The following is a 23,985-nucleotide window of genomic DNA, read 5'->3' as shown; positions in this document are numbered from 1 at the left end:
TCTATGGGGAAGGACGCTCGACTCACACGAGCCGAACGCCCTTCCTCAAATGGACTTATCCGCACATTACGCTGAACGGCTCAACTAGAAGCTAACGTCGAAGCCAGCGCCAGCGCCCTCTTCATCGGTGGTCGGCACGCCCTTTGCCTTGTTGTAGGCAAAGATCAGGATGATCGGGACGAAGAAAGCGATCAGATTGCCAGCCACATACCACACGAGGGTCTCGGGCGTGACGATGAGCAGGCCAAGTACGCCGGTCAGACCCTGGCCGATAGCGCGCACCTCAAAGAGCTTCACGAAGGCACCGCCGCAGCCTGCACCGATGCAAGCGCAGATGAACGGAATGATCGAGTAGCGCATGTTTGCAGCAAAGATAGCGGGCTCGGAGATTCCGACCAGCGTCGGGATAAAGGACGACATGCAGATGTTGCGCTCTTTGGAATGCTTCTTGTGAATGAGATACATGCCGATGGCGCCGCCGCCCTGGGCGATGATGGAAACGGACCAGATGGCCTGAATGTAGTTGAAGCCAGTCGTGGCAACGAGATTAGCCTCGATACCCTGAATGAACTGGTGCGTACCGGTAACGACGAGCGGCTGCAGGAACGCGGCGAAGACAAAGGCACCAAAGACGCCCATCCTGTTGTACAGGACGTCGATCACGCCAGCGAGAACATCGCCGATCAGGTTGCCGAGCGGGCCAAACACGGTGAACAGGGCGACGTTGGCAAGAATCAGGGTGACGGTCGGGACAAAGACGAACGAGACGACCTCGGGGATGTACTTCTGGGCAATCTTCTCGACCTTGGCCATGAACCAGGCGGTCAGGATTGCGGGGAACACGCCGCCCTGGAAAGCAACCATGGGAATGGAGAGCGGGCCGAAGTTCCAGTACTCAGCGCCCGTCGGATCCATAACGAACGTGTTGCGGTTCATAAGGCTCGGGTGAACCATGACGATACCGACGAGGATGCCCAGAATCGGGTTACCGCCAAAACGCTTCACCGCGCTGTACATAACCAGGACAGGCAGGTAATCGAAGGTGGTGGCGATAATGGCAAAGAAGCTTGCGAGGTTCTTGAGGAACTCGCTGTGGTCGGCAAGGCTGCCCTCCATGCCAAAGAGGCCGTTGGCAACGATCAGCGACTTAAGGCCGATGATGATAGCAGCGCCGACGAAAGCGGGAATGATGGGGATAAAGATGTCCGAGAATACCTTGAGGACCGAGAAGAACTTGCCCTTCTTGTCCGCCTCGGCGCCCTTGACCTCGGAAGCGCTGATCTCCTTGACGCCCGTCAGAGCCATAAACTCATCGTAGACCTTGTTAACGGTACCGGTACCAAAGATGATCATGAGCTGGCCGCTGTTGTACAGCACGCCCTTGACGCCATCGATGTTCTCGAGCTCGGCCTTGTTGTACTTGCTCGTATCCTTGAGCACCAGACGCAGACGCGTAACGCAATGCGTGGCACCCTCGATGTTCTCCAGACCGCCGACGTTATCGACGACTTGCTGAGACACTACTTTGTAGTCCATGTTCCTCTCCATTCCCTTACGAAATCATAAGACGTTTTGTGGCCATTACAGAGATGCGATCGTTGCATTTGCGCACTTGAGCGTACCGTCGGTGACCGTCAGCGCCACACCCTGGCCCTGCTTATTGCAAAAGCGAGCGTTAAGCGCAACATCATCGACAAAGATGGTCGCGATATCGTCGTCAACGACCAGGCGCACATGATGAGTGCCCTCGCCCTTGAAGAACAACGGACGCTCGAGGCCCATGTTGTTGACCTGGAACCACGGATACTGGGGGGCCGCCGTAAACTCGAGCTTGCCCTCACGCAGGTTGGCGCGGAACTCATAGGCTAGACCGGACTCGGCGTTCTCGGCGAGCTTTACCGAGAAGCCGGCAGCGTCACCGGCGAGCTCGATGTCGGCGTCGAGCATATAGGTGGAACCGGCATCCGCAGCGAGCACCTGCTCGACCTTGCCCGACTCGCAGGAAAGCTTAAAGGCCTCGACTGCCTTAGCCTCGCCAAAGGCGCCAAGCATGCTGTCGGGGAGTTTGGTGCCAAGCGTTCCGTCGGCACGCTGAACGATCTCGAGGGGCATAAAGGTGCCACCCCACAGGTAAGAGCTGGGGTCGCCGCCCTCGTCACGCGTAGGAACCCAACCAAAGAGAACGCGGCGCTCGCCATCAAATGCGGTACGTGCGGCATAGTACGCGCGGCCATCGAAGGAATCGTCCGCAGGAGTGATCCAGGGACCGTTGATAGAGCGAGACATGCGGTAACGGGTCTTGTTGCCATCACTGTACTCAGAGAACACCAGATACCACCAGTCGCCCATCTTAAAGAGATCGGGCATCTCGAACATGGTGTACAGGCCCGGATTCCACCAGTCGCCTTGGAACTCCCAGGTATCCAGGTCCTTGGAGGTGAACTTGACCAGACGACCGGTCATCAGACGCTTGTCCTCGCCCACACGCGTGCCGAGGATGAGCATGTACTCTTCGTTCTCCTCATCCCAAAGCACAAAGGGATCGCGCCAGTTGCGGTCATCGTAACCCTCCTGGGGCGGAAGCAGCGTCTCGGCGATGTTCTTCTCCCACTTGACGGCGTCGTCACTCGTTGCGTGAAGAAGAACCTGCTTCATCAAACGTGCGCGGACCTTATCGCGATTGCAACCAGTGTAGAGCGCATGGTACTTGTCGCCCACCTTAAACACCGTGCCGGCATAAACGTACTGGTCGACCTCCTCGTCGCCGCCACGCTCAAGGCTCTCGCCAAAGTCCTTGTAGTTGACGAAATCCTTGGTCGTCGCGAGTGCCCAGCCAAACGGCTCTCCGAAAGGTTCGGGGTTACGCGTGTCACGCTGATGATAGAGATAGAACGTGCCATCCTCGCCGTACGGCATGATGTCGCCTACCCAAATTCCCTCAGGCTGGTAATACACCTTATGCATCCGAGACTTCCTTTCCGTCGAGATACTAACTCGGTACATCTGCAAGATATGTCAATCGTTTTCATATGTCAAACGTTTTCATATCCATACGTCTTTTCGCAGTTCCAGTCGTCGGCAAACGGTTGACATATGCCGGCGAACGGTTATCGGTGGCGTTTGAGGGATTCTTTTAGCACGGGATGAACTACGCGGTTTTGCCCTCAATAAGTTCAACGGGGAGTTTTATATTCGATTCGGGCTTATCGCCGTTAATCAGAGCGATGATGGATTGCGCCGCGAGCTCTCCGATGCGATCGATATCTTGGCGTACGGTTGTTAGGTCAGGCATAAACGTCATGGTGCGGCGGGCACCATCCGCGCCCACGACCTTAATATCGTCCGGAGCACTCAAGCCGCGCTGCTTCATCATGTTGAGGCAGATGGCCGCCATCGTGTCGTCTCCCGCAAAGATGCCGTCAATATCGGGGTTCTCATCGAGGATCTTCGCGACGACCGCGCCCTTTTCGTCGTCGGGCTTAACGAACTCGACCTCACGAACAAGCGCGGACAAACCGGCCTGCTCAACAACATCGAGGTAGGCATCGGTACGCTTATTGGCAGGCATGCGCATGCGGCTATTGCTGCGCAGGCACAGGATACGCCTGCAGCCGTCATCAATCAGACGGCGCGTGGCGAGCTCGCCGATGCCATAGCTGTCACTTGCAATCTGGACAGAGCCCTCGCCAAGATCGCAGTCGATGCCAACCAGGCTCAAGCCCATCTCGGCATATGCTTCGGCACCGATATTGAGGGAGTTGACGATTACGCCGTCGACCATATTGCGGCGGAGCATGTCAATATAGGAACGCTCAAGATCGGGTCGATTGGCGCTGTTGCACAGCAACATCTTAAAGCCGTTTCCCGCCAACGTGCGCTCGACCGCCTGGACAACCTGAGCATGGAACGGGCTGCTCACAAAGGGAACGATCATGCCGATAAGGTTCAGGCGACCGTTGAGCATGGCACGGGCGATATCGTTGGGCGTGTAATTGATGCGCTCCATCGCCGCATGGACTTTATCGCGGGTTTCCTGACTAATGTAGCCGCGATTATTAAGCACGCGAGATACCGTAGTAGGCGAAACCCCCGCCACCGCTGCAACTTCCTTGATGCCAGGCTTAGCAGAATCCTTAGAACGAGCGCCCTCGCGAGCCATAGCACCCTCCCCTCATCAACATGTCATACGTTTACATACGAACAAAGCATACCCCAACAACAGTGGGAAGACGGTAACAGTACAAGTAAGTAAACGACTCATCCAAATAATTAGGAGAGTTCCGCCTAAAGGGTGACTACACAGGACCCCGCCGGGGCTGTTTGGGCTACCTCCCAAAATATTCCGCAGGACGCAAGAAGCCCTCGCCGCACGAAGTGCGCAGCGAGGGCTTCTTGCATGTCCGAGGACGTTTTGGGAGGTAGCCCAAACAGCCCCGGCGATCCTGCGGGAGTTAAACCCCTTTAGAACTTGTTGTGGAAGGTACGCGAAATGACCTCGTCCTGCTGCTCCTTGGTGAGCGTGTGGAAGTTCACGGCGTAGCCGGAAACGCGAATGGTCAGCTGCGGGTACTTCTCGGGGTGAGCCTGAGCGTCGAGCAGCGTCTCACGGTTGAAGACGTTGATGTTCAGGTGGTGGCCACCCTTCTCGGCGTAAGCGTCGAGCATGTGGACCAGGTTATCGGCCTGAGTCTCGGAAACTTCAGAAACCTTCATAATGTGTCTCCTTCGATCGATAGGCGCCGGCCGAAACCGGCGCACTAATCAGTAATCGTTATTGTTAGTATAGCACTAACAATAGTTACTCGCCCAGCTGATCAAGGTCGATATCGCCAAAGAACACCTGGTCCTCCTTGCCGAGCGCACCCGGGATGATGGAGAAGGTGTTGGAGATGCCGTCCTGAGCATCGCGGAACGGGAGCTTGGAAACCGAAGACAGCGAAGCGATGGCGCCGTGGCTATCGCGCTTGTGCATGGGGTTAGCACCCGGGGCGAAGGGCTGGCCAGCCTTGCGGCCATCAGGCGTAGAACCGGTCTTCTTGCCGTACACGACGTTGGAGGTGATGGTCAGAACCGAGGTCGTGGGCACGGAGTTGCGGTAGGTGTCGTTCATGCGGATGTACTCCATGAACTGGTGCACAACGTCGTGAGCGATCTGGTCGACGCGGTCGTCGTCGTTACCGTACTTGGGGAACTCGCCCTCGGTCTCGAAGTCGACGATGATGCCGTTCTCGTCACGGACGGGGTGGACCTTGGCGTATTTGATGGCGGACAGGGAGTCGGCCACGACGGAAAGGCCAGCGATGCCCGTAGCGAACCAACGGTGCACGTGCTTGTCGTGCAGAGCCATCTGGATACGCTCGTAGCAATACTTGTCGTGCATGTAGTGAATGATGTTCAGCGAGTTGACGTACACGCCAGCGAGCCACTTCATCATGTCGTTGTACTTGGCCACAACGTCGTCGTAATCGAGCGTGTCGCCCTCGACGGCGCGATACTTGGGGCCGACCTGCTTCTTGGAGACCTCGTCAACACCGCCGTTGAGTGCGTACAGCAGGCACTTGGCCAGGTTGGCGCGGGCGCCGAAGAACTGCATCTCCTTGCCAATGCGCATGGAGGACACGCAGCAGGCAATGCCGTAGTCGTCGCCGTGATAGACGCGCATGAGGTCATCGTTCTCGTACTGGATCGAGGAGCTGGCGACAGAAGTCTTGGCGCAGAACTTCTTGAAGTTCTCGGGCAGACGGGTCGACCACAGAACGGTCATGTTGGGCTCGGGGCTGGTGCCCATGTTCTCGAGCGTGTGCAGGTAGCGGTAGCTCATCTTGGTAACGAGCGTACGGCCGTCAACACCCATACCGCCGATGGACTCGGTGACCCACTGCGGATCGCCGGTAAACAGGGCCTGGTACTCGGGGGTACGGGCAAACTTGACCATGCGGAGCTTCATGATGAAGTGATCCACGAACTCCTGGATCTGCTCCTCGGTGAAGGTACCGTTGGCAAGGTCGCGCTCAGCGTAGATGTCGATGAACGTAGAGGTGCGGCCGATGGACATAGCGGCGCCGTTCTGCTCCTTAACGGAAGCGAGGTAGGCGAAGTACATCCACTGGATGGCCTCCTGCGTGTTGGTAGCAGGGTTGGAAATGTCGAAACCATAGGTCTCGGCCATCATCTTGAGCTCGCCGAGGGCGCGGATCTGCTCCTGCAGCTCCTCACGATCGCGGATGTTGTCGGCGGTCATGACCGTCGGGGTGGAAGCCTTCTGGGCCTCCTTGTCCTTGATCAGGTAGTCGACGCCGTACAGGGCGACACGACGGTAGTCGCCGATGATGCGGCCGCGGCCATAGCCATCGGGCAGACCGGTGATGATGTGGGCCGAACGGCAGGCACGCATCTCGGGGGTGTAGACATCGAAGACGCCGGCGTTGTGAGTCTTGCGCTCGAAGGTGTAGCGCTCGACAACGTTCTCGTCGATCTTGTAGCCGTGCTGGCTGGCAGCCTGGCAAGCGATGCGGATACCGCCGTTGACGTGCAGCGCGCGCTTGAGCGGCTTGTCGGTCTGGAGGCCGACGATGGTCTCCATCTCGCGGTGGGCGTTATCGATGTAGCCAGCGGGGTGGCTCACGATACCTGTGACGGTCTTGGTGTCCATATCGAGGACGCCGCCCTGCTCGCGCTCCTTGAGCAGCAGGTCGAGAACCTCGCCCCACAGCTCCTTGGTACGCTCGGTCGGGCCGGCGAGGAACGACTCGTCGCCCTCGTAGGGGGTGTAGTTCTTCTGGATGAAGTCTCGGACGTCAACCTCTCCCGTCCAGATGCCTTCCTTGAAGCCTTCCCATGCCTCCTGCATTGTGTAACCACGCTCCTAGTTACGTGTAATGCGGCGCTCTCTCACACCGCTGCTTATTGAATTCTTGAATTATCGGCTTGCACTACCGGCTTCTTCCGTTCTTCACCACACGTTGGTACAGGGAAAAACGTTTGTCCACCTTGGAACTGCAACCCAAAACCCAAGATTTCACCCGTTTGAGAAGGATAACATAGCCACCCCCTTCATCAGGGCTGTTATATGTTTCTTTTTTTATACCATAAGGTTGTTTTTAACAAATCCGCAGGAAACGCTCCCACCATCAGCTACCGTTCACCGATTCGCTTGATATTTCCCCTTGCCTTTATACGTCCTTCACTCTAGCTGTTATGCCAGCTTTAGCAGAGTAAAGTGCCCCAGAGACCCCACAGAAACTACAGGGCGGCCACGGGATTTCCCCCGGGGCCGCCCTGTGGCATGGCTAGTTATTTAGCTTTGATTGCCGCTTGGCATTAGGCGGCTGCGGCGGCCTTGTCGGTCGTTGCCTTGCTGTGGCCCTGGCCCTCAAAATGCTTGTAGCACCAGCTGGTGACCAGCGGGGTCAAAATGGCCGTCACGATAGCACATGCTGCGACCTGCGCCGTAGCCGTCGCGAGCACCGCGCCGCCGTACATGGCCTCGTTGACGCTTGCCATGGCAGCAGGCGTGGCCACATTGGCTCCGGCGCAGCTCGAAATGGCCGCACCTGCGACACCCGTACCGCCCGTGAGCTTATCGACCGCGATGACGGGAATTGCAAAGACCACCGAGCAGATCACGCCGAGCAGGATGCCGGGAAGACCACCGTTGATAAGCTGGCCAAAGGTCATGGTCGATCCCATGGCAAAGAAGACGAGCACGATGATGGCGGAAAGTGCCGGTGCCATCATCTTCTTAAAGCTGGGGAAGAGGTTACCCAGGATAATGCCGACGACGATCGGCAGGATGGCGCCCACGAGCGACCAGCCGATCGGAGCCTGACCGGCAGCGCCGAGCACGATCATCGTGACCGGAGGGCCGACAACCAGCGTGGTGATTGCGACGGCACCACGTTCGGCCTCATTGCCCATGGTGCCCATCAGTCCAGCGTACATAGCGTTGTTCGCACCCGTGCAAGCGGCCAGCATCACCATGGCCGAGATACCAAACAGGTTGTCGTTGAACACATAAAGGATGAGCAGCGACACGGCAACGACCACGATCTGCTTGACGGCGATGATGATGGCGCCGCGGGCAGCGGCGGCAGGAGCGCTCTTAAACGAAATCGTCGTACCGACGATGAGCAAAAAAGCGCCAACAAGCGGGCCTGCGCCCTGCTGAGTCATGCCAAGCGTAAAACTGCCGAGCGTTTTGAATAGGTCGGGGAACAGCGTGTTGAGCAGGCAGCCCAACAAAAGCGGCACCAAAATATTGGCACCCGGGATGGAGGACATCTTAAAGAACGGCTCCTTTGCCGCCGGCGCCTCCACCGCAGTCGATTCACTCATTTATATCTCCTTTTGATGCGTGCGACACGCGGTCACACGCTCCTGTGCCAGAAAGAAGGCGACGGTCCCGAGTCGCAGGAGCCGTCGCCGAATTAACGTCGCGGGGTATTACCCGTCCAGAACGATGCCACCGTCGCAGTCACCGATCTCGCCGTTCACGAAGCTGGCAAGGTCGGAGGCAAAGAAGAGCACCATCTGCGCGGGCTCGCTTGCCTGGGCGGCACGGCCCAGAGGAATACCGTTGATGATGCGCTGAGAGTTCTCGTCAGAGAGAATCGAGGTCATATCGGTAAGGGTGAGCGACGGGCACACGGCGTTGCAGCGGACGCCAAACTTGCCGCCTTCCTTGGCGACTGCCTTGGTTAGACCGTTAACACCGGCCTTGGAGCTCGCGTAAGCCGCGGTGCCGAGCAGGCCGCCACCGATCTTGCCCGCAACGGAACTCACGTTGACGATAGTGCCGGCATGGGCCGCCTTAAAGTGCGGGTACACAGCATTCATCATAGTGAAGGTACCGTTGAGGTTGATGTCGATGGTACGACGCCACTCGGTGTCATCGATCTCGTCGAACTTCTTGGTGCTGATGACGCCAGCACAGTTGATCAGGATGTTGGTTTGCGGCAGGTCCGTAAAAATCTGCTCGACGGTCTCACGCGCCTTGGGCGCATCGGCAACATCGAGCTGATAGAACTTGTTGCCCTCGCCAAGCTCGACCACAGCGGCCTCGCCCTTGGCAGCGTTCCTTGCGATGAGCGCGACGTGTCCGCCGCCCGCGACGATGCCCTTGGCGATCTCGAGGCCAATGCCCTGAGTGCCGCCGGTAACGATCGCGGTTTTGCCCGTGAAGTCAAATGCCATGACTCCAACCCCCTTGATTCAGGTGTCTCCTTGCGGGAAGTTGGAGCATCGCACGTGGCGATAAATGAGTCCCAGTCGTCATGGTGGTGACAACCCCTCGCCTAACCGCGGGCATAGTAGTTCTTTGAAACGCTTCAGCAATTGAATTTTTTAACTCTTTATGCGCTCTTTATATTGCCCACTGCATGAGGCCCGAATATGCGGGTATCATCTTTCACCGAAAATAGTTTCTAGTGTTAGGGGTTTTCGGTGGAAGATACCGATTTCCATGAGCTTGGGCGTCAACTCTTAACTGAGTTTGGCAGCATGCATCAGCGCATTTCGCACTTTGCGGACAAAGCTCTCGGCGGCGAGATGGCCGTCATGCGCGCTCTCATGCTCGCTGGCGGCTCGCTCACGCCGAGCGAACTCGCCAATCGTGCCTGGGTCTCGAGCGCCCGCATCGCCAATATCCTACGCGCTCTCGAAGCCAAGGGCTGGGTTGAGCGTGAGCACTCAAAGACCGACCGTCGTCGCGTACACGTCACGGTGACCGACAAGGGATTCCATGATCTCGAGATCAAGCGTCGGGAATTCGAGGACCGCACCGCGGCCTTCCTTGAGCAGTTCGGCGAAACAGATACCCAAGAGATGGTGCGCCTTCTAAGACGTGCCAACGAAATTATCGACCGCAACCAAGAAAGGAGAGATGCCGAGTGAGGATTCTCAAGCTCTTTAAAAAGCATGTCCTGGCACTGTTCGCAGCTATCGTACTTATCGTAATCAGCTGCAACGCCGATCTGGCGCTGCCTACCTATATGAGCGACATCGTCGACGTGGGCGTGCAGCAAGGCGGCATCGCCTCGCCCGTGCCCGACACCATCCGCTCCGAATCGCTCGACGACCTCGAACTCTTTATGAGCGCCAAAGACGCCAAGACGGTAGAGGCTGCGTTTGGCAAGGCAGACAAAAACGGGATTCGCACGTACAAGGGCACCGAGGACGAGCGCGCCGACGGCAGCAAGCTCGCCGACATTATGAGCCTGCCCGAGACCGTCGTCCTTTCGCTCAACCAAGGCATCGACGCCGACTCCATGGGCGACATGACCGGCACGTCCAGCGAGAAAGACAGCGACGCCGCTCAGGCCATGCCCACGCCCGAGCAAATGGCGGCGATGACGCCCGAGCAGCTCGCCGAGATGCAGCAGAAGGCCACGGCGGCCCAGAACATGCAAAAGCAGATTGATGCAGACGGCGGTAAGATCACCATGAAGAGCCTGCGTCTGGGCATCGAAGGCGGTCTGGTAGACCAAAGCAAGCTCGTCGAAAGCGCCAACGAAATGGCAGATAAAATGGGCTCCATGTCGGGGTCCATCGTCACCCAGCGCGCCGTGACCTACGTACAAGAAGAGTACAAAGCGCAAGGCATCGACCCCGCCGACGTGCAGAACGCCTACCTGGGCCGCATGGCGACCACGATGTTTGGGCTGTGCCTCGTGTCGCTCGTCGCCACCATCCTGACCGGCGCCGTGGCTTCGCGCACCGCCTGCTCCATCGCCCGCGACCTGCGCCGCGAGACCTTCAACAAGGTTATGCACTTCTCGCCGGCCGAGGTGGGCAAGTTTAGCCAGGCCTCGCTCATCACCCGCTGCACCAACGACATTCAGCAGATCCAGATGGCCGCAACCCTGTTTATCCGCATGTGTCTGATGGCCCCCGTCATGGGCATCGTCGCCGTCACGCGCGTCCTGGCCAACCATACCGGCCTGGAGTGGACCATCGCCGTGGCCATCATCGCGGTCTCGGCCGTCGTCGGCGTGCTTATGGGTCTCACCATGCCCAAGTTCAAAAAGATGCAGAGCTTTGTGGACCGGGTGAACCTTACCGCCCGCGAGCTGCTCGACGGTCTTATGCCCATCCGCTCGTTCAACCGCGAGGAACATGAGCTCGAGCGCTTTGACCAGGCGTCCCTCGACCTGATGACCACGCAGCTCTACACCAACCGCGCCATGAGCTTTATGATGCCGCTCATGATGCTCGTCATGAACTGCATCACCGTGCTTATCGTCTGGTTTGGCGCGCAGGGCGTGTCCGACGGCGTGATGCAGGTCGGCAACATGATGGCGTTTATCTCCTACACCATGCAAATCGTCATGGCGTTTATGATCCTCACCATGGTTTCGGTCATCCTGCCCCGCGCCGAGGTCGCGGTCGAGCGCGTGGAAGAGGTCATCACTTGCCCCACGAGCATCAACGACCCTGCCTCGCCCAAACTGCCTGCTGCCAGCGCGCCGCGCGGTGAGCTCACCTTCCGTGACGTGAGCTTCCAGTATCCCGCTGCCCGCGCCGACGTCATCAGCGGCGTGAACTTCACCACGCACGCCGGTCAGATGCTCGGCATCATTGGCTCCACGGGCTCGGGCAAGTCCACGCTCGTGCAGCTGATTCCGCGCCTGTACGACGTCACGGGTGGCAGCATTTCGCTCGATGGTATCGACGTGCGTGACATGACCCTTTCCGAGCTGCGCCGCCGCATTGGTTACATCCCGCAGCAGGGTCGCCTGTTCTCGGGCACCGTCGAGAGCAACCTTAAATTTGCCGGCGACATGGTGAGCGATGATGACATGCACCGGGCGGCACGCATCGCCCAAGCCGAGGACTTTATCGCCGAGCGCGAGGGCGGCTACGACTCCCCCATCAGTCAGGGCGGCTCCAATGTCTCGGGCGGTCAGCGCCAGCGTCTGGCCATCGCCCGCGCGTTGGCCAAAAAGCCCGAGGTCGTGGTGTTCGATGACTCGTTTAGCGCACTCGACTACAAGACCGACGCTCGCCTGCGCGAGGAGCTGGCAAAAAACGTTACCGACGCCGCACTCGTGGTCGTGGCCCAGCGCATCGCGACCATCATGCACGCCGACCAGATCATCGTGCTCGACGACGGCCACGTGGTGGGCACCGGTACGCACGAGGAGCTGCTGCACAGCTGCCCGGCGTACCTGGAGATCGCACAGTCACAGCTTTCCGCCGAGGAGCTGGGGCTTACCCAAGAAGAGATTGAAGCCGTTATGGAAGGAGGCGAGCGCTAATGGCAGACGAAACCAAGACTCAGATTCCCAAGCCCACCCGCCAGCGTGGACCCATGGGCCGCATGGGCGGCATGCGTCGCGGCGAAAAGGCCAAGGACTTTAAGGGCACCATGAGGCAGCTGCTCGGCTATATCGGCCAGCACAAGATTGCCGTGTTTGCCGCCGTCGCCTTTGCCGTGTGCTCGGTCGTCTTTAATATCGTGGGACCCAAGGTACTCGGCCAGGTCACCACCAAGCTATTCGAGGGTCTGGTTGCCAAGGTCAACGGCACCGGCGACGTTGACTTTGACTGGATCGCCAAGACGCTCGGCTTTTTGCTCTGCCTGTATCTGGCGAGCTCTGTTTGCAGCCTGATCCAAGGCTGGCTCATGACCGGCGTCACGCAAAAGATCTGCTATCGCATGCGCAAGGAGATCGCCGCCAAGATCGCCGTCGTTCCGATGAGCTACTTTAACGGACACAGCAAGGGCGACGTGCTCAGCCGCATCACTAACGACGTCGATACGCTGGGCCAGTCGCTCAACCAGAGCGTGACGCAGCTCATCACGTCGGTGACGCAGATTATCGGCGTCCTCGTCATGATGCTGTCGATCAGCCTGCCGCTCACCGGCGTCACCGTGCTCACGCTGCCGGCCGCCGCGATAATCCTGGTCGTGATGATTCACTTCTCGCAGCCGTACTTCCGCGAGCAACAGCAGGTTCTGGGCGCCGTCAACGGCATTATCGAGGAGGACTTTGCCGGCCAGAACGTCATTCAGGTGTTCGACCGCGCCGAGGCCTCGATCGAGGAGTTCGACCGTCAAAACGACCGACTCTTTATTAGCGGCTGGCGTTCGCAGTTCCTGTCGGGCCTGATGATGCCGCTTATGAGCCTGGTGGGCAACATGGGCTATGTGGGCGTCGTCGTGGTGGGCGCACAGCTCGCGTTGACCGGCAATGCCACGCCCGGCGACATCCAGAGCTTTATCCAGTACGTTCGCAACTTTACGCAACCCGTACAGCAACTGGGCAACGTGAGCAATACGATGCAGTCGATGGCCGCTGCCACCGAGCGCGTCTTTGAGTTCCTGGCCGCGCCCGAGGAGGAGCAAAAGGCCGACGCGCAGATTCCCGAAAAGCGCCCCGGCCACGTGGAGTTCGACCATGTCAAGTTTGGCTACACGCCCGACAAGACCATCATCCACGACTTTAGCTGCGAGGCGCAGCCCGGCCAAACCATTGCCATCGTCGGCCCCACCGGCGCCGGCAAGACCACGCTCATTAAGCTGCTGCAGCGCTTTTACGACGTGGACGGCGGTTCGCTGCGCGTCGAAGGCGTCGACGTGCGCGACTGGGACCGCGCGGCGCTGCGCGGCGAGTTTGCCATGGTGCTGCAGGACACCTGGCTGTTTAACGGCACCATCCGCGAGAACATCCGCTACGGACGCCCCGATGCGACCGACGCCGAGGTCGAGGCCGCCGCACGCGCCGCACGCTGCGACCACTTTATCCATACGCTCGCCGGTGGCTACGACTTTATGATCAACGAGGAGGGCACTAACCTGTCGCAGGGTCAGCGCCAGCTCGTGACCATCGCCCGTGCCATTTTGGCCGACCGCCCGGCGCTGATTCTAGACGAGGCGACTTCCAACGTGGACACCCGCACCGAGGAGCTTATTCAGCGCGCCATGGATGCGCTGATGCAGGGCCGCACGAGCTTTGTCATCGCGCACCGCCTGTCCACAATCCGCAACGCCGACGTAATCTTGGTGATTCGCGACGGCGACATCGTCGAGAAGGGCACACACGACGAACTGCTCGCCCAGGGCGGCTTCTACGCCGACCTGTACAACTCGCAGTTCGACGAGGCGGCGTAAAACCGGCGGCAAACAACCGCAATACCCAAAGAATGGGGGCGCAGGACAACCAGCGCCCCCATTTTTCGTTCTGCGGCCCTTGGGCCGCATCCCCTGGAGCCGAATTGACGGTCCTTTCCAGCCCCTGTGGGCAAAAAATGGCAAATATGAGTACTGTTACCTTTTTAGTAACAGCCAAAACAGCCCCATATGCTGCCCGCACGGCTTGCAAGCGCCCCTAAATTACTCAAATAGTTCTATAGCGGGCTTATATGTGTTAAGGTTAATGAACATATTTTCTGTTATGTCTATTATCTTATGCCGGCAATATGACACTACGATAGCAACAGTACTCATATTTGCCATTTTTTGCCCACAGGGCCTGGAAAAGGCCAACAGGGTAGTCATTGGGGACGTTCTTAAACGACCAGTCAAACAAGAACGTCCAACGACTACTTAAAAACGGGAGATTATCCACTCTCATTCTGCGAGCACTCATTTAAGTCTGTCCCCAATGAGTGCCCGGCAGCAACGGGACCGCCGATGTCTTGGCAGAGTCAGCGAAAACCCGCGTAACTAAACCCGCTCCGCGATCTCGTGAATGAGGTAGTCGGTCTTTTCCCAGCCCAGGCACGGATCGGTGATCGACTTGCCAAAGACACCGCCGTCGACCGGCTGGTTGCCGTCCTCAAGGTAGGACTCGATCATAAAGCCCTTGACCAGCCTTGAAATGGCTTCGTTGCGGCGGCAGCTGTCGAGCACCTCCTTGCAAATGCGATACTGCTCCAGCGGACGCTTGCCCGAGTTGTCGTGGTTGCAGTCGATGACCGCTGCCGGATTGGCATAGCCGGCGTGCTCGGTATAGCGCTCGGCCAGGCGCTCGAGGTGCTCGTAGTGGTAGTTGGGGTAGGTGCGCCCATCGAGACCGATGTAGCCACGCATAACGGCGTGCGCGAGCGGATTGCCGTCGCACTCGACCTCCCAGTTGCGGAAGATAAAGCTCTGATGCGCCTGGGCGGCGTAGATGGAATTGAGCATGACGGTGGTGGAACCGGCAGTGGGGTTCTTCATACCCACCGGCACCGAAATGCCACTCGACACCAGGCGATGCTCCTGGTTCTCGACCGAGCGCGCGCCCACAGCGACGTAGCTCAGCAGATCGACAAGGTACTGATAGTTAGAGGGGTAGAGCATCTCGTCGGCGGTAAAGAAGCCGGTCTCCTCGATGACGCGCAGGTGCATGTGGCGAATGGCCTTGACGCCCTCGAGCAGGTCATCGGGCGCCTCGGGGTCGGGATTGTGCAGTAGACCCTTGTAGCCGGTACCCTTGGTGCGCGGCTTGTTGGTGTAGACACGCGGGATGATGATGAGCTTGTCCTTGACCTCCTCGGCGGTTTTGGCCAGGCGGTTCATGTACTCGAGGACCGAATCCTCCCGATCGGCAGAGCATGGGCCGATGATGAGCACCTTGCGCGCGTCCTCGCCGGTAAAGACCTTGGCGACCTCGGCGTCGAATGCCTGCTTCTTAGCGGTAAGCTCGGCGGAAAGCGGCATTTCCTCGCGGATCTCCATGGGGATCGGCAGCCTGCGTTTGAAATCCATGGCCATAGGGGCCTCCTCAATCTATAGAGAGAGCAAAAAGCGTATTGTCGAGTGCTCGGCATTATCCGCTGTCGCACGCTAAAGTGCAAGCACAGCCTACTAAAAAGGGAATGAATCGACACAAGGGCCCGCTCACCACGAGAGTGGATAATCTCCCGTTTTTGGCCCATGTTCGCGCTCAAAGTGGGAGATTATCCACTCTCGTCGGGCAAGCGTCCGAAAATCCTCACTCGTGACCCCTTTTCCTCCGTCCCCGAGGGATCGGGGCTCGCCTGCCGAATGATTGATGCGGCCGCCCTGCGTCCATGTCACACTCAGAGGTGGCCTGACCCAACTTGGAAGGAGCCTTCATGAGCCTTGACAACGTAACCCTGCGCGCCGCCACGCTCGACGACCTGACCGGCATCGCCGCCATCTACAACCAGCTGTGGTGCAACACGCTGCGCAACCGCGGCGACGTCGAAGCTGCCGATTTCTGCGCGCGCTTTAACATCGCTATGCAGCTGCAACGCTCACCTATCGCGCTTGTCGCCGAGGCCGAGGGCCGCATTATCGCCGCCTGCTGCATCGGCATCTTCGAGGACGGCAAGCCGCGCACCAACCCCACGTGGGAGTCCTGCTACAACGAGATGCTCGCCCAGGCAACCGAAATGGCAAAGGCTGCCGACGCCAAGCTCGAGGGCTCGCTCTTCGGCGACAGTCGCGAAAAGGCCACGGCGGATCGCTTTGCCGCCACAGGCAACGAGTATGCCCAGGGCCAGCTCAACCTGACCATCATCGTGCCCGAGTGGCAGGGCAAGGGGCTCGGCCGCGCGCTTATCGACCTTGCGCGCGCCGAGCTCGCCAAGGCAGGCTGCACCAAGTTCTTCCTGATGAGCGACTGCAACTCCGACTGGCAGTTCTACGAGCACCTCAACATGAAGCGCATCCTGGAGGATCACAGTCAAGACACCGGCGACGGTTTTATCGTCTACATGTACGGAGGCGACACGCAGGGCTAACCCGCTAAGCAAGTACCAAAACCACCACAAAAGGCGCCCATCCCCCTTGTGGTGACAGGTTTTATCTGGGCGAACGTTAAGACCGCCGCGGGGGAGCTGCTTTCCCTCGCGGCGGTTTACTAACCGTGAAAACCAAGTGAGTAGGCTTTTGGCGGGATCCCGAGCACACCCCAAAACGCCGCAGCTCTGGCCTGCGGTTTTATCGAGCGTTTGTCGCGATGTGCTCGGCAGATCCCAAAAAGTCTACTCACTTGCATCCGAGACGCACCAGGCAGGCAAAAAACCGCCGCGAAAGGGGCCCGTCCCCCTTCGCGGCGGTTGTTCATCGCGGTTTTGCGACGGCTTTGCGGTGGTTTTGCCCGCCTGCTACTCGCTGTAGCGAGTGGCGATGGCAACTCGCACCATGCCGGCGCTCATGAGGTACGTTGCCATAGGCTGTAGTAGCGCATGTCATAATCCTACAGCAGCATTCGCCATAATCTGACAATAGAGTTTTCCACAATCTATAAGTAGCCCAGGTCGGGACCCTATTTAACAAACCAAATTCTCGCCCAACGCCATTTCCTCTCCTGGTGACCGGTTCATTTTGGCGGGTTTCATCTGGGCAAACGCCAAAACCACCACAAAGGTGCCTGTCCCCTTTGTGGTGGTTTGAAGCTCTCCTGGGCGGGATGCTAGACTTGCGGCATATACATTCGCGCCAAAGCACGGGTCGCATACAGGAAAGGAGATGCCATGGCGCCTATCGCACCGCTCAAGATGCTCGTCGCTCCTGCCGCCAAGGCCATCGCCCACCTGAGCGACTCACTTACTTACGATGAGGTCCCCTGCATCGCCGAGGAGCGTTCGGACAGCCGCCCGTACCTGGGCCACGTCCCCTACTTTGCGCCTAAGCTCGTTTCCGATCCCGAGCACCGCGAACAGTAATCCAAGATGCACCAAGCGCTGCGTAACTCGCGGCGCTACTGTTTTGGTGCAAAATAACCTGACCCCTATGCGCCAACGCCGGGATTGTCGATGCTGCGGCCGCGGCGCGATATGAGGCGCGAAACCTCGCCCAGCAACACGCCGATCACCACACCCATGAGGATCGGCAACTTTGACATCTCGGCGGGCGAGCTGTTAAGCGGCACGATTGTCGCAACAATGGAAAGCACGAGCTCTACCACCGGCATCGCAAGCGCCACCGCGAGCACCTTGCCCTCGAAAGGCGCACGGAACACACGCGAACGATTATCGTGCTTGCGCAGACGCCAAAACGCTGGGAACATGGGGATATAGCTCATGAGCAGAAAGACGACGTTCATCGAGAAGAAAACCCAAAAGACGTCGGAACCCTCACCCAGCGGAATCTGGAGCAGCAGCATCAGACTGGCAAAACAGCCGTTAATGAGCGCCGAGCCGTTGGGCATGCCGGTCTTTTTGGACACCAACGCAAAGGGACGCGGCATGTTGCCATGGCGCGCGGCATAGCTCGCTACGTTGTTGACGCCAAAGCTCCAGCAGATCATATTGGCGAACAGCGTCACCAAAAAGGCCACGCCCACGACCATCGTCAGCGGGTGGGTGCGCCCCACCATAGCGGCGACTGCGTCCACAATGCCCGAATCGAGTGAAAGCTGCTCGGTGGGAACCGCGGCTCCAATGCCAATGCCACAGATGATGTAGATCGCCGCAATGGCCACGCCACCGGCAATAACCGCCTTGGGGATATCACGCGACGGGTTCTTCATCGTGCTGGCAAAGGTCGCGACCACTTCGAAGCCCATAAAGTTGAACAGGATAATCGATAGGTACGTCAACGAATTGGTGTCGCCCAGATCTGGAATGAAGGTCTTAAACGACATGTCGTTGGCAAAGCCGTTATTGCAGGCAAACCAAATGCCGACGATTCCCACCACAGCGGTAATGAGCACCTTGATGACGGCACCGCCGTCCATGACCCAATCTGCCTCGGCCACCGGCTGCATTGCCATGACCGTGACGCCCCACACAAAGACAATCTCGATGGCGATTCGGATCCCGAGTGAAAACTCGATACCCCACACCGCATTAATGACACTGGGGAACATGCAGGCGATACTTGCCACCCACAGCGGAAAGTTAACCCAGTAGCACCAAGAGCAGCGGGCGCCCCAACGGTCGCCCAAGCCCAGGCGAACCCAATCGTACAGGCCGCCCTCGGAATCAAACGCCGTACCGAGCTCGGCCACCACCAGGCCATAGGGAAGCAAAAACGTAATGATGAGGAAGATCCACCAGAAGAACTGCACGTTACCCATGGCAGATGCCGGAGCGGCCGCCTCGATGGTAAAGACAACGCAGATAACCGAGAGGATGACCTCGAACAGGGAGAACTTTTTACCTGCCACGACACGCTCCCCCTACAGCAAAAAGGATGGCATCTGTACCGAAGGCGCAGCCCAAGGTAGGGTTGCAGGCCGCGTCACCGGTGCAGGTGCCATCCCAAAGAGAAGAGAGGATGCAATTGTTGGACCAACGCTCGCGGAACAGGCGCGTGTAGATAACGATACGCTGGTACATAGATACTCCGATCAAAACGGTCGCGTTCACGACCGATAACTTTCGGCAATTGAAGACGCGTCTGACCTGGGAAATTCAAGCGAACAATTGGCCTAACCCGCAAAAAATCCCAGGCCAGACGCGTACTCAATCAAAGAAAAGGGCACTCCGAAGTGGAGGCAACGGAGTGCCCAAAGAAAACCCAACCGACCAAGACATCGGGCAAGCCGACCATCAATGCCCCAAGATGGTTCGATTCGCCGATTGTCCGATTGATCGGCTGGGTTTTCGAGGTGCCCCAGGTCGCCGCGAAAGAGGAGCGAAGCGTACTTTGGTACGCGAGCGACGGTTTGAGCGGCGAGATGGGGTGCCTCGGAAAGTCAGACGATTAAGCGGACGGCTCCTGCTGAGTAATGCAGTGGATGTTGCCGCCACCGAAGACGACCTGCTCGGACTGAACGCCGACGCACTTGTAGACACCCTCGCCCCAGACCTCGTCGTAGATCTTCTGGAGCGTGTCGACGGCCAGCTGGTCGTTCTCGTCGCCGTACTGCGGGACGATAACGCCGTGGTTGGTCACGAGGTAGTTCATGTAGGAGGCGATCAGCGGCTCGTCGGGGACGCGCGGCTCGGCGTTCTCGTCGGCGTCGATGGTGTCGCAGGAAGCCTGGTCCATGAACAGCGGGTTCACGGGCATGCAGAGCTTGTAGACCTTCATCTTGCGGCCCTTGGCGTCGACGGCGTTGGAGAGGGTCTCGTAGGCAGCGTGGCACTGCTCGTAGAACGGATACTCGGGATCGTCGATCCAAATGCAGGCCATGACGCCCGGCGCGATGAACGTGGCGACGTCGTCGATGTGGCCGTTGGTCTCCTCGGGGTCGATGCCCTCCTTGACCCAGATGACCTTCTCGACACCCAGGTAATCCTTGAGGTGCTCGTCCATGTAGGCGCGAAGCTCCTCGCTCCAGGGCTCAAACTTCTTGCGGTACTTGGGCCAGATGGACTCGGGATCCTCTTCCTCCTCCAGAACCGCAGAGCAGGTGCGGCCCGGGGAAAGCAGGCACTGGTCGGTCACGACAAGGGTGCCCTCGCCGTCGACGGTGATGGAGCCGCCCTCGAGGATCATGTCGTCGGGACGATAGCGGCGGCAGCCGGAGAGCTCAGCCATCTTGAGGGCGATCTGCTCGTCCTTGTCCCACGGGAAGTACAGGCCGTCGACGAGGCCGCCGTAGGCGTTGAAGTGCCAGTGGTTGGCGCGCTTCTCGCCCTTGCCGTTGATGACGTAGGTGGCGGCAGTGTCGCGGAACCAGGCGTCGTCGGTGGTCATCTCGATGACGGTGACGTTCTCGTCGTTCTCGAAGACGGCCTTGCAGTTGGCGTAGTCGACCTGGTTGGCGCACATATAGACCGGGGTGAACTCGGAGATGGCGCGGGCGATGGCGGCATACTGCTTCTGGGCCGGCTTGGCGCCGTGGGCCCAGGTGTCGGTGCGGTGGGGCCAGCCCATCCACACGCGATCCTGCGGGGCGAACTCGGCGGGCATGAAGAAGCCGTCGGCCTTGGGGGTGGACTCGGACTCGGTGATCGTACGCATAAGATTTCCTCCAAATCGAACGATCGCTTGCTGCGGGCGGGTTACCCGCAGCCTAAAACCAAGAGATGGTAGGCGCCCGTTCCCCGGCAAAGGTCGGGGCGCCCGGTGCCGGTTTTCACGGAATCGCACCGGCAAGCGACGACGTAACCAAGTGCGCGGAGACAAAACGCACGAAGGATACGGAAGAGAGATTGGGGTGGGCGGTGGTTACCGGAGCTATCGCTCACACCCACCCCGGGGGAATGGTTAGCAAACCTGTCGCTTGGACACGCCTCCGAAGAGGCTAGAGTGCCCGGAGTCGGGAGCGACAAGCCCGACGAAGCGCGCGTTGGTACACGAGGAGGGTTGGAGCCCCAGAACCGGGTGCTCTAGTTCTCCTCGGCCTCGGCGGCCTCCTCAGCGAGACGCTGGGCTGCGAGCTCAGGGGTCAGACCCTTGTACTCGGTCTCGCGGCCCTTAGCGCTGACGACGCGGACGACCTCGCCGATGAGCACGAGCACGATGAAGATAACGATCATCGGGACCTTGTCGCCAATTTCAGCAGCGGAGAACGGGATCAGCGTGGCAACGATGGCAAGAACCAGCTCGATGCAGGGGATGGCCAGCATGACCTTCATCATGGCGCCCTTAAACGGGAACGTGAAGATGCGCTCACGGTTGGGGTCGTTCTTACGAAGGTTGAGGAACGCCGGGAACATCGGGATGTAGGTCAACAGCAGGAAGACGACAGAGGTGCCAAAGAGCATCCAGAAGACACCGTTGGAGATGGCGTCGATGGGAACGAGCTGCAGGCACAGCACCAGGGAGGCAACGACAGCGTTGACCAGGTTGGCGCCGTTGGGCATGTCGTCATCCGAGATCATCGAGGCGAAGACCTTGGGCATGTTGCCGTGCTCGGCAGCGTAGCGAGCAACGGAGTTAACGCCGAAGGACCAGGCAGCCATGTTGGCGAACAGGGTGATCAGGAAGGCGATGCAGATGACCTTAAAGATCATGGAGTCGCCCACCATGGTCTGGACTGCGACGATCATGCCGTAGTCGGGATCGATGGAGTCGGCCGGCACGGCGGCGCCGATGCCAAAGCCAGCGAACAGGTAGATCACGGCGATGGACAGGCCACCGACGATGATGGCCTTGGGGATATCGCGAGCGGGATCGGCCATGTCGTCGGTCATGGTGCAGATGACCTCGAAGCCCATGAAGTTAAAGATGATGATCGACAGGTAACCGAGAGCGTTGGTGTTGGTGAGCTCGGGCAGGAAGGTGGCAGCGGACATGTCGTTCGCAAAACCGTTCTCCATGGCATACCAAATGCCCAAAGCGCCAACGATAACGGCGACGGCGACCTTGATGATGGCGCCACCGTTAAGGACCCACTCGGAGTCGGCCGCCTTGGAGCGGCCCATGAGATAGACGATCCACACAAAGGCAAGATCGATACCCATCTTGGCGATCAAGTTGAACTCGACGCCAAAGACCATGCCCATAATGTCGGGGAACATGGTAGCCAGCGAGGCGATCCACAGCGGGTAGTTGACCCAGTAGTAGTACGAGATGCGGGCGCCCCATTTGTCGCCCAGGCCATCGCGTACCCAGTCGTAAATGCCGCCCTCGCCGTCATAGGTGGTACCGAGCTCGGCAACAACCATGCCGTAGGGAAGCAGGAAGGTCAGGATCAGGAAGATCCACCAGAAGAACTGCTGGTTGCCAATGGCAGCAGCAGGAGCGGCGGCCTCGCAAACGAAGACGACGCAGATGATGGTCGAAATGACCGTCAAAAAGGAAAGCTTTTTCTTTCCGTCGCTCATGATGAGCTCCTTCGCTCAGTCTTGGACAGATCCGAGGCCCTAAGGTATTAAGGCAATTGCTTGGGCCTCGGTGAGCGGGCGACAGGAGACGAGCATCCGCCGCCCGCAAACGTGCGTTTAGCAGGCTTAAGGCTTAGAGCTGCTCGAGAGCTTCGAGAGCGACGTGGAGCTCAGCCTTGGCGGAGTACTCGACACCCTCGTCGTTGAGCGGGGTGCGCTTGCCCAGGGCGGCAAGGAGAGCACGGATGGAGTGCTTGCGGTTCTCGGCCTCGACCCAGCACAGGGAGCGCTCGGGATCGTCCATGACCTCGTCGACGACCTCCTCGTTGCGGGTGGCCGGCAGGCAGTGCATGAACTTGGAGTTGGGGCCGGCGAAGTTCATCATGTCCATGGTGACCTGATACTTGGGATAGAACACGTCCATGTAGTTCTCGCCCGAGACCTCCTCGTCGTACAGGCCATACCACACGTCGGTGTAGATGAAGTCGGCGCCCTTGATGCACTCGATGTCGTCGGAGATGACGACAGAGCCGCCGGAGACCTTGCAGTTCTCCTCGGCGATGGCCATCATCTGCTTGCCGAACTCGGCGCGCTCTTCGACGGTGCCAACGTGTAGGCCGCCGTCGGGGATCTGGTGGCCCTTAGGTCCAAACTGGACAAACTTCATGCCGACCTTGGAAGCGATGAACATGAGGGAGACGCAGACCTGGGTGGCGTCGCCGATGAAGGCCAGGGTGCAGTCCTCGATCTTCTTGCCCTCGGGGAGGTTCTCGAGCATGGTCATGAGGTCGCCCATCTCCTGCGTGGGATGGTTGAACTCGGACATGCCATTGATGACGGGCACAGCGGAACCCTTGGCGAGGCCGACGACGTCCTTGTGACGGTCAACGCGAGCCATCATGATGTCGAGCAGGTCGCCCATGACGCGAGCGGTGTCGCCCAGGGACTCGTGGCCACCGAGCTGAATGGTGCCAGGGCCATAGAACTGAGCATGGCCGCCGAGGTCGCACATGGCGGTCTCGAAGGAAAGACGGGTGCGGGTGGAAACCTGCTGGAAGATCATGCCAAGGCTCTGGTTGCGGAGCAGGTGCGGATAATAGCCGTCAACCTTGATGGCCTTCTTCATTGCCAGGCCAAGATCCTCGATAGCCAGGATCTGCTCTTTGGTGAAGTCGTTGGTGTCGATGAAATCCTTAGGCAGCGCCATGTCGATTCCTTTCCGCCGGTCGTGCCGACTATTGCTATGAGGCGCTCGAACATCACGCCTCGTGTTGACAAGACCATCATTCACCCGTATGCAATTTTTACCTAGTTTATTCGGGATTAAAGACCGTTCACGGAGTTACATCCCCTCTAAACCAATATAAA

At 58.9% G+C, this 23,985-nt stretch carries 17 protein-coding genes; 5 read left to right on the top strand and 12 right to left on the bottom strand.

Annotation, left to right across the window (positions count from 1 at the left end; genetic code table 11):
* Positions 1-84 precede the first annotated feature (84 nt).
* The 7 genes from DXD48_RS07795 to DXD48_RS07765 form a co-directional block, all read right to left on the bottom strand.
* Positions 85-1,536: a PTS transporter subunit EIIC gene (locus DXD48_RS07795; protein ID WP_117564724.1), complete on the bottom strand. Its 1,452-nt coding sequence runs from the start codon at positions 1,534-1,536 to the stop codon at positions 85-87.
* Positions 1,537-1,581: 45 nt separating this feature from the next.
* Positions 1,582-2,964, bottom strand: coding sequence for a family 43 glycosylhydrolase (locus DXD48_RS07790; RefSeq protein WP_117564723.1), 1,383 nt, complete (start codon positions 2,962-2,964; stop codon positions 1,582-1,584).
* A 184-nt stretch (positions 2,965-3,148) separates the two neighbouring features.
* The gene (locus DXD48_RS07785) at positions 3,149-4,159 is read right to left on the bottom strand and encodes a LacI family DNA-binding transcriptional regulator (RefSeq protein WP_117564721.1); all 1,011 of its coding nucleotides are present in this window, start codon (positions 4,157-4,159) and stop codon (positions 3,149-3,151) included.
* A gap of 302 nt (positions 4,160-4,461) precedes the next feature.
* The gene (gene grcA3, locus DXD48_RS07780) at positions 4,462-4,713 is read right to left on the bottom strand and encodes an autonomous glycyl radical cofactor GrcA3 (RefSeq protein ID WP_055252439.1); all 252 of its coding nucleotides are present in this window, start codon (positions 4,711-4,713) and stop codon (positions 4,462-4,464) included.
* Between the two features lie 85 nt (positions 4,714-4,798).
* Entirely contained in the window at positions 4,799-6,850 is a 2,052-nt protein-coding gene (gene pflB / locus DXD48_RS07775) for a formate C-acetyltransferase (RefSeq protein ID WP_089572355.1), read from the bottom strand.
* Positions 6,851-7,320: 470 nt separating this feature from the next.
* Positions 7,321-8,334 (bottom strand): 2-keto-3-deoxygluconate permease, encoded by a 1,014-nt coding sequence (locus tag DXD48_RS07770; protein ID WP_117564719.1) that lies wholly within the window; start codon positions 8,332-8,334, stop codon positions 7,321-7,323.
* Positions 8,335-8,442: 108 nt separating this feature from the next.
* Positions 8,443-9,192 carry an SDR family NAD(P)-dependent oxidoreductase gene (locus tag DXD48_RS07765; RefSeq protein ID WP_089572357.1) on the bottom strand — a complete coding sequence of 250 codons (750 nt, stop codon included), beginning with the start codon at positions 9,190-9,192 and terminating at the stop codon, positions 8,443-8,445.
* A gap of 249 nt (positions 9,193-9,441) precedes the next feature.
* On the opposite strand from DXD48_RS07765, the gene DXD48_RS07760 reads away from it, so the two are divergent.
* From DXD48_RS07760 to DXD48_RS07750, 3 genes are read left to right on the top strand one after another with little or no spacing between them, the layout of a single operon-like run.
* Positions 9,442-9,891, top strand: coding sequence for a MarR family winged helix-turn-helix transcriptional regulator (locus DXD48_RS07760; protein WP_117564717.1), 450 nt, complete (start codon positions 9,442-9,444; stop codon positions 9,889-9,891).
* The gene (locus DXD48_RS07755; RefSeq protein WP_117564716.1) at positions 9,888-12,254 is read left to right on the top strand and encodes an ABC transporter ATP-binding protein; all 2,367 of its coding nucleotides are present in this window, start codon (positions 9,888-9,890) and stop codon (positions 12,252-12,254) included. Before DXD48_RS07760 ends, DXD48_RS07755 begins: the two co-directional genes overlap by 4 nt.
* Positions 12,254-14,110, top strand: coding sequence for an ABC transporter ATP-binding protein (locus DXD48_RS07750; protein WP_117564714.1), 1,857 nt, complete (start codon positions 12,254-12,256; stop codon positions 14,108-14,110). The genes DXD48_RS07755 and DXD48_RS07750 overlap by 1 nt, the downstream gene beginning before the upstream one ends.
* A 555-nt stretch (positions 14,111-14,665) precedes the next feature.
* Here the strand turns inward: DXD48_RS07750 and DXD48_RS07740 are convergent.
* A complete protein-coding gene (locus tag DXD48_RS07740; protein WP_117564710.1) occupies positions 14,666-15,697 on the bottom strand; it encodes a 3-deoxy-7-phosphoheptulonate synthase in 1,032 nt (343 codons plus the stop codon).
* A gap of 344 nt (positions 15,698-16,041) precedes the next feature.
* Between DXD48_RS07740 and DXD48_RS07735 the strand changes: the two genes are divergently transcribed.
* Together DXD48_RS07735 and DXD48_RS07730 are read left to right on the top strand one after the other, a co-directional pair.
* On the top strand, positions 16,042-16,692 hold the full coding sequence (locus DXD48_RS07735) for a GNAT family N-acetyltransferase (RefSeq protein ID WP_117564708.1): 651 nt from the start codon (positions 16,042-16,044) through the stop codon (positions 16,690-16,692).
* Between the two features lie 735 nt (positions 16,693-17,427).
* A complete protein-coding gene (locus DXD48_RS07730) occupies positions 17,428-17,619 on the top strand; it encodes a hypothetical protein (RefSeq protein ID WP_117564706.1) in 192 nt (63 codons plus the stop codon).
* A 65-nt stretch (positions 17,620-17,684) separates the two neighbouring features.
* Here DXD48_RS07730 and DXD48_RS07725 read toward each other — a convergent pair whose 3' ends face one another.
* From DXD48_RS07725 to ptcA, 4 genes are all read right to left on the bottom strand, one after another.
* On the bottom strand, positions 17,685-19,064 hold the full coding sequence (locus tag DXD48_RS07725; protein WP_117564704.1) for an APC family permease: 1,380 nt from the start codon (positions 19,062-19,064) through the stop codon (positions 17,685-17,687).
* A gap of 539 nt (positions 19,065-19,603) precedes the next feature.
* The gene (locus tag DXD48_RS07715) at positions 19,604-20,809 is read right to left on the bottom strand and encodes an agmatine deiminase family protein (RefSeq protein ID WP_117564700.1); all 1,206 of its coding nucleotides are present in this window, start codon (positions 20,807-20,809) and stop codon (positions 19,604-19,606) included.
* A 368-nt stretch (positions 20,810-21,177) separates the two neighbouring features.
* A complete protein-coding gene (locus DXD48_RS07710) occupies positions 21,178-22,617 on the bottom strand; it encodes an APC family permease (RefSeq protein ID WP_117564698.1) in 1,440 nt (479 codons plus the stop codon).
* A 133-nt stretch (positions 22,618-22,750) separates the two neighbouring features.
* A complete protein-coding gene (ptcA, locus tag DXD48_RS07705) occupies positions 22,751-23,824 on the bottom strand; it encodes a putrescine carbamoyltransferase (RefSeq protein WP_117564696.1) in 1,074 nt (357 codons plus the stop codon).
* Between the last annotated feature and the right edge of the window lie 161 nt (positions 23,825-23,985).

Source organism: Collinsella sp. TM05-37 (assembly GCF_003436455.1).
In the GTDB taxonomy this organism is placed as follows: Bacteria; Actinomycetota; Coriobacteriia; order Coriobacteriales; family Coriobacteriaceae; genus Collinsella.
This window is presented reverse-complemented; position numbering and strand designations above follow the sequence as displayed.